We start from the raw sequence: 6,814 nt of genomic DNA on the forward strand, positions 1-6,814 counted from the left end.
AATGTTGTTCAACATAATGCCGAGCTTCTGGCGGGTGTTATTTCTACCCAACTAATGAAGCCTGGTTGTCGGGTAATCATGTCGCCCCGGTGCTGGAGGTGCTATGGATATGAGATCCGGGGTTGGCGCTTTGGGCGAATGCCGGAAATGGGAATTGGTGGAGCCCTATCGATACAACTGGCAAAACACTATGGTATTGCCCGGGGTGCGGGCTGGCTATACTGGTGCTTCCAAGGCTCCTGATGCCCAGAGCGGCTTTGAACACATTTACAATGCCCTCCTTCCCGCTTTGATCGGTATCGATTTTTGCGGCACTGCGGGTATTGTGGACAATGCTTTGGTGGCTAGCTATGAAAATCTAGTTATAGACAACGAACTTTCATCGATTATTCAACATACAGTTAGGGGGCTGGATGGTTGATGAGGACAAGATGGCTGTACATGTCATTGAAGAAGTGATCGAAAAAGAGATTAACTTCCTCGAACATAAACACACTAGAAAGCATCTACGCGCTGGCGAACTCTGGAAACCGATTATCTCTCAGCGTCAAACCTTTGAGGAATGGGAAGCAAAGGGTTGCCGAAGATTCGAAAATGTTGCCAGAGATCGGGCTAAAGAATTGCTTGCAGTTCACGAAGTTGAGCCACTAAGTCCAGAAGTTGATGCAGAACTCGACAAGATAATAGCCAGTGCTCAAAAAACACTTGCTGAGTAGCGACAGAATGAACCGTAACTCGAGCTTTGATAAACACTACCTCGAATTTTGCCAAATATTATCTGTTGCAAAGAACATTGTTTAGGAGGATAGAATAATGCTTGTTGTAGGTGAACTGATTAATGCTAGTCGCAAAGACATTGCCGCGGCTATTGAGGCTCAAAATAAAGAAGAGATTAAAAAGGTTGCCAGTGACCAAGTACAAGCCGGAGCTGATTTCGTTGATGTGAACGCAGGGGTTTTTGTGGGTCAGGAGGCTGACTATCTACAGTGGCTTGTAGAGACCGTACAAGACGCGGTTGATACACCATGCTGTATTGACAGCCCTGACCCGGTAGCTATAGAAAAGGCTCTTGCTGTTCACAAAGGGACGGCCATGATTAACTCCATTTCCCTGGAAAAGGAAAGATACGAGGCTTTGCTGCCTTTGGTTACGGGTACAGATTTGAAGATTGTGGCTCTTTGTATGAGTGATGAGGGGATGCCTGAGACCTGTGATGAGAGGGTGAAGATTGCTGACAAACTGATCAACAGCCTTATCCAGAAAAATGTTTCTATCGGTAGCATTTACGTAGATCCCCTAGTACAGCCCATATCAACTAATAGTACTTTTGGTTTGGAATTTCTAAACGCCATTCAAAAAATAATGACGAGCTTTCCGGGTGTTCATACAATTTGCGGTCTTTCCAACATTTCTTATGGTTTGCCACTGCGCAAGCATATTAACCAGAACTTTGCGGTGATGGCTATCGCCAAGGGGTTAGATGGTTTGATCATAAATCCGCTGGACAAGCGGATGATGGCTAATATTATTGCAGCTGAGACAATGGCGGGTCGGGATAATTATTGCATGAATTACTTGAAGGCATATCGCAACAAGAAGTTTGAGTTTTGATTGGTTACAGGATGATATAGCTTATCATGGTAACCCCCTTAAGCCGAATTCGCGTTGGGCTTGGGGGGTTCTGTTTTCATCTAACGGTTAGGCCGTTTCGTTCTTCACCGATCAGCAATCCTTTAGACTGTGGCAGGGATTGGGCCTCACTAATTGTTCCACAGTGTGAACCTGCCGGCATCACATGGAAAGAAATGGATGACTGTAAACACCAGGAAAAACTGATAGGTTTGATGGCCAAATAAGTGTCAGGATTTGTGAAAAACACTAATGTAAGTTTGATTAAGATGTAGATTATGAGAACCGCTTCCGTGATCCACGTTATGGCAACTCCTGTTCTGGGCTTGATGTTTTGGCATGGTTTATGCATTAATTTAGGAATGGATACAAGTTTAACAACGAAGAATAAGCTAATGTAGATGTTCGTTTCCTCTATTATGACACCACCTGAGGATGAAAGCAGAGACGATATCAGGGGATGTTAAAATACCTTTCGTTACCTTACTAAGTCTTAAATGTAAATAATGAGTCATAAACAACTTATTCAAGGGCACCGGCAACTTCAGAAAGAAAGAAAGATGATGATGAAGTTACGTCATGTCTTGCAGAAAGCGGAGTGCGGTGAACCTTTGTCCTCTCATGAATTGCAATTTCTTCTCGGATTGAGCAAACTGGATGAGTTGAACCAGTTTTTGAACTGGCATGCAGATTGAGAGACAGGTATTTTTAAAACAAGGTTTTCTAGTATGGTTTTATCTGCTTCTCTACATGGTGTCGTAATGACTGCACCTTTTGCTTACTACAGAAAATCCAATATACACCCCAACAGATACCGCAAATCGAAGATAGAAGTACTTGAGGCAGCTAAAAGAGCGGCAGAATCAGGGGTGCATTTTATTGACTTGACTCTAGGGGAAGACCCCTTTTACTATAAACGGCCTGGTTTTGGTTCTCTAGTCAAATTGGTTAAGGTATGGTTGTGGCGGGAGGGAAGCTGCAGGGGGCAGAGGTTGCTTATTTGGCGCGTCAAGCGGGGTGGAGTGTCCTCTTGGTTGACAGAAATATCTCTGCCCCAGCGGGGGTATCTGTGATGAGTTCTGCTGACTGGATATACTCCTGGAGCCCGACAAACTGGTACGCTGGTACGTATGATCAGAGATGACTTGATCATTCCAGCTATCTAAGATGAAGCAGTTATAGAACCGGATTTAAAAAGAGCACCAGCGACACACCGCAATATTATAGATGCAACTCCTCTGGGAGATTTTAGGGACTTCCAGCCATAATAATTTTTATATAAGTAATATTTCAAAGTATATACACAATAGTAAACCACAATCCGCAAAAAGCGCAAAAACCAACATAGAATAACTGCAACCCAACATCCAGCCACTTTATTTCATTCAGCCATTGGTTACTTTTAGATTTGCCCTGGAGTTTAGGATCATGAGCGTCGGGGTTTTATATTCTCATTATCGCTGCTCCTGTCCGAAGGCCGACAATTGTACTAGTAGACCTCGATGTTAGATTGCAAAGACAGAGAGGATGGACGATGTGTACAACCTACCTTGCCTCAACAAACAACGAGCAGGTTATGTAGATAACAAGGGGGTGAGAGAGAATTGGATAAGGATGGCCTACAAAAAATACTTGAAGCATCTTTTGATGAGATCTTTGTGGTAGACAGCGAAGGAGTTGTTATTTATGTAAACAAAGCATGTGAACGACATTATGGTTTAAAGGCTTCCGAGTTCATAGGAAAATCATCCTATGAACTGGCAGCTAAGGGATTTTGGTTTCCATCTGTTACTCCCCAGATTTTGAGGGATAAAAAGAGAATAAGCTTAATTCAGGAAACATTAATCGGTGTAAAACTATTAGTAACGGCTACTCCAGTTCTTGATGAAAAGGGTGATGTCTCTATGATCGTTATGAATGCCCGGGATGTTACAGAGTTGGAGAAGCTGAAAAAGGAACTAGATAATATCACCAATCTGGCTAAAAGGTACAAAACAGAAGCTGAGGAATTTCGCAAAAAGGAACTTGATACTAGTGATTTTATTATTTGCAGCCAGAAAATGAATGATGCTTTTGAAGTTGCTAAGCGTGTAGCAACTGTTGACTCAAATATCCTGATATTGGGTGAATCGGGTACAGGAAAGAGTTACCTGGCAAAATATATTCATAAGATGAGTAAGAGATGTAAATGCCCTTTTGTTACACTTAATTGCGCATCTATTCCTGAGCAATTATTTGAGTCGGAACTGTTTGGTTATACCTCTGGTGCTTTTACTGGAGCGAGTAAATCCGGAAAACCTGGTCTAATTGAGCTAGCAGAAACAGGTACCCTTTTTCTTGACGAAATTGCCGAAATTCCTGTCGGGCTTCAGGCCAAACTTCTAGAAGTAATAGAGGAACGCCGTTTTATTAAAGTAGGGGGCAAAGAGGCTAAAACTGTTGATGTAAGAATTTTGGCTGCAACGAACCGTGATCTTAAAGCCCTTGTAGATAAGGGCTTATTTAGAGATGATTTGTATTATAGACTAAATGTGATTGAAATTACGATTCCACCGCTGAGGGAGAGACAGGATGATATTCTACCATTGGTTAATTACTATATTGATAAATATAATAAAAAATACGGCTGCAAAAAATATTTTTCTAGGGGTTCCTTAGATATATTACTTTCCTATTCATGGCCAGGGAATGTTAGGGAGTTATCTCATGTTATTGAAAGGTTGGTTGTGATTGTTCCTGATGATGTAATTAAACCACATCGTGTTTCACATCTTTCAAGTGAGTATGATGTAAGTCTCGAACATGACCGTTTTCCTTCGTGTGCACAACTTGTACCTCTTGAAGATGCTCTTAAAAAAGTCGAAAAAGAAATTGTGATAACGGCACACAATCGGCTAAGAAGTTCCTATAAGGTAGCAGAAGCGCTAGAAATAAGCCAAAGCAAAGCATATCGCTTGATACGCAAGCACTGTGAGGATGGGGTTAAGTGACTACTGTTTAGTGCTGTAGGCAGGGCACGGTTGGAAATGTAAAATATATTGGACTAAACTGGACTGCAGCAACTTTATATCACTTGTATCACACATTTCAAGTTTGTTACCTTGTTCGTTGTTTATTTTGCCAGTCCAGTTTATCAGTCTACTTAGTTGGGCAACCCTTGAATTGGCCCGGGGCTCTTCATCGCACTCGTTTGCACAGAACTCCTCAGAGTATTGACAAAATACTGGGCATTTACCTGATTTCACCAAGTAGGAAATCATCTTTTTGCTTTATCTACTTATCTTTTACGTATTTTGATTTCCTCAAAGATTCCCACCATTATATTTCATTCAATATTTAAAATTCTTTTAAAACTTTATAGATGCAATTAATAATATACCAAAACAACCTTAACAACCTTAACAATATTAGGGGTATAGTGCTAGTTTGCGGATTATTTTAAATTCGGACTCAACCCTGCGGATTTACTACTGTGCACAATGATAAAGTGGATTTGGATATCCTAACCATAAATTGTTCATACAAACAGATAGCGGCTGTGATAATAACGGTTAAGGTGTTTTCTGAGAGATTGTTAAAGTAGTAAATACCTCTAAGCTAAAGTTTGAATTAAATAAAGTTCGATAAGTTCGATAAGTAATTCAGTAGCGAATAAAATAAGGCAACAATGAATTTAATATGGGGAAGTTTGGTAGAATGGTACCCCGTAAAATATTTTCTTATTGTGTTTTTGTTTGAATCTGAGGGGTAAGTGCCCGTTGTTCCTACACGAGGGTAGATCTGGCATAAATCTTGCATATTATTTGGTGTAGTCGCCGGAATAGTACAGAAAACGGTTAAAGGTTCAGGAATATGTGCCTACATTTCAGATACTGTAAAATGCGATCGAACCTAAATCGCATTACAAGGGCTAGATATCGAGGGGGGGAAACATGAGTCAGGAAGTCGATTTAAAAACCAAAATGGATGAGGAAATACAAAAAAGAGTAGAAATGTATAATGACCCTTACTACGAATTTGCACCTCCAATTAATAAGCAGGACTATATTGCTGCGACTATTTGTGGCATTATCTGTATCGCGGGACTGATTTGGGGTATTTTCTGGTAATTGGCGCGGCAATGGTTTAAGGCTTACAGTAATCAATTGAGGGGGAAAGCAATGAGTATTGAACAGCGTGTCAATGAAGAGGTATATTACGGTATTATACCGACTACCCGCAAGGATAAAATGTACAATTTCTGGGATATTTTGTTGGCAACGGGGGCGTGGGCGATTGCAACCTGGTGTTATGTCCAGGGAGGCTATGGTGCAACAATCCTAGGAATGAAAGAAGTAATAACAAACACTTTTTTTGGGATGACTCTTGCAGGGTTGATTTTGTGTTTGGCCGTAATAATTCCCACTAGATATGGAATCGACCTATGGGTTTATCAAAAAGCGGTGTTTGGATACAGGGGTATGACATTAATTGCCATCCTTGCTATTGCATCCAGTTTTGGGTATGAAGCCATCAATGCCCAGCTTTATGCCAATTCAATAACTAAGATTGTGGAAGCGGCGGGGATACGCGTTGCATCTGGATGGAGTCCGTGGATAGCATCGACCTGTATTCTGTTTGGAATGTGGATTGCTCTAAGGGGACCTATTGCAGTTAAAAAGGCAACCAGAATTATGGTGCCAAGTCTCATGGCTGTCGGTGTTATCATCATAATTCTGGTGTTTTCCAATTATTCTTTTGCGGAACTAGCAGCCATCAAGCCCTTAAATTTAGCTGACTACCCCAACCGATGGGAAGCGTATATGATTGTCATGGAATGGAATATTGCCTTTATTTTTGCCTGGTATGCAGCATTAGGGGTATTGCCTAGGCTGGTTAAAACAGAGCGGGAAAGTTATTGGGGGCATGTTGGCGGTTTTGCTATGATTATGGCCATTTTCATTTGTATCGGAGCTATTACTGCTCTTGCAATGGTGTCGCCTCTCACTCCCAATGACGGGGGGAGAGGATTTTTTTCTTGCTTTTTATGACGTAAATGATGCATACTGATTGACATATGGATTATTTATTGACATGACAATCATCACGGAAGGATAAATAGCGAGAAGGGGAACCCCTATGGCACGCCCGCCAAGTCCCCCTTCCCTAAAAAACACTGAAACTGAATCTTACTCGAAACTCCTTT

7 protein-coding genes are annotated in these 6,814 nt (G+C 41.3%); all 7 read left to right on the plus strand.

Annotation, left to right across the window (positions count from 1 at the left end; genetic code table 11):
* Positions 1 to 109: 109 nt before the first annotated feature.
* The 7 genes from SSCH_RS20765 (at position 110) to SSCH_RS04305 (ending at position 6,659) form a co-directional block, all read left to right on the plus strand.
* Positions 110 to 421 carry a trimethylamine methyltransferase family protein gene (locus SSCH_RS20765; protein WP_052835295.1) on the plus strand — a complete coding sequence of 104 codons (312 nt, stop codon included), beginning with the start codon at positions 110 to 112 and terminating at the stop codon, positions 419 to 421.
* Positions 414 to 716: a trimethylamine methyltransferase family protein gene (locus SSCH_RS20770; protein WP_052835296.1), complete on the plus strand. Its 303-nt coding sequence runs from the start codon at positions 414 to 416 to the stop codon at positions 714 to 716. The genes SSCH_RS20765 and SSCH_RS20770 overlap by 8 nt, the downstream gene beginning before the upstream one ends.
* A 97-nt stretch (positions 717 to 813) precedes the next feature.
* Positions 814 to 1,611 carry a methyltetrahydrofolate cobalamin methyltransferase gene (locus SSCH_RS04285; protein WP_044664400.1) on the plus strand — a complete coding sequence of 266 codons (798 nt, stop codon included), beginning with the start codon at positions 814 to 816 and terminating at the stop codon, positions 1,609 to 1,611.
* Between the two features lie 746 nt (positions 1,612 to 2,357).
* Complete coding sequence (locus tag SSCH_RS16235) at positions 2,358 to 2,702, plus strand: hypothetical protein (RefSeq protein WP_198142160.1); 345 nt, start codon at positions 2,358 to 2,360, stop codon at positions 2,700 to 2,702.
* 531 nt (positions 2,703 to 3,233) lie between these two features.
* Positions 3,234 to 4,619, plus strand: coding sequence for a sigma-54 interaction domain-containing protein (locus tag SSCH_RS04300; protein ID WP_044664402.1), 1,386 nt, complete (start codon positions 3,234 to 3,236; stop codon positions 4,617 to 4,619).
* Between the two features lie 942 nt (positions 4,620 to 5,561).
* Positions 5,562 to 5,738, plus strand: a complete 177-nt coding sequence (locus SSCH_RS18125) for a hypothetical protein (protein WP_156972090.1) — start codon at positions 5,562 to 5,564, stop codon at positions 5,736 to 5,738.
* A gap of 51 nt (positions 5,739 to 5,789) precedes the next feature.
* Complete coding sequence (locus SSCH_RS04305; RefSeq protein ID WP_044664403.1) at positions 5,790 to 6,659, plus strand: purine-cytosine permease family protein; 870 nt, start codon at positions 5,790 to 5,792, stop codon at positions 6,657 to 6,659.
* Positions 6,660 to 6,814: the final 155 nt, after the last annotated feature.

The organism is Syntrophaceticus schinkii (assembly GCF_000946815.1).
Classification (GTDB): domain Bacteria; phylum Bacillota; class DSM-12270; order Thermacetogeniales; family Thermacetogeniaceae; genus Syntrophaceticus; species Syntrophaceticus schinkii.

Excerpts from the sequence above, each read along its gene's own strand:
- SSCH_RS20765 (WP_052835295.1), top strand. The coding sequence starts at position 110 with ATGAGATCCGGGGTTGGCGCTTTGGGCGAATGCCGGAAATGGGAATTG.
- SSCH_RS20770 (WP_052835296.1), top strand. The coding sequence starts at position 414 with ATGGTTGATGAGGACAAGATGGCTGTACATGTCATTGAAGAAGTGATC.
- SSCH_RS04285 (WP_044664400.1), top strand. The coding sequence starts at position 814 with ATGCTTGTTGTAGGTGAACTGATTAATGCTAGTCGCAAAGACATTGCC.
- SSCH_RS16235 (WP_198142160.1), top strand. The coding sequence starts at position 2,358 with ATGGTTTTATCTGCTTCTCTACATGGTGTCGTAATGACTGCACCTTTT.
- SSCH_RS18125 (WP_156972090.1), top strand. The coding sequence starts at position 5,562 with ATGAGTCAGGAAGTCGATTTAAAAACCAAAATGGATGAGGAAATACAA.
- SSCH_RS04305 (WP_044664403.1), top strand. The coding sequence starts at position 5,790 with ATGAGTATTGAACAGCGTGTCAATGAAGAGGTATATTACGGTATTATA.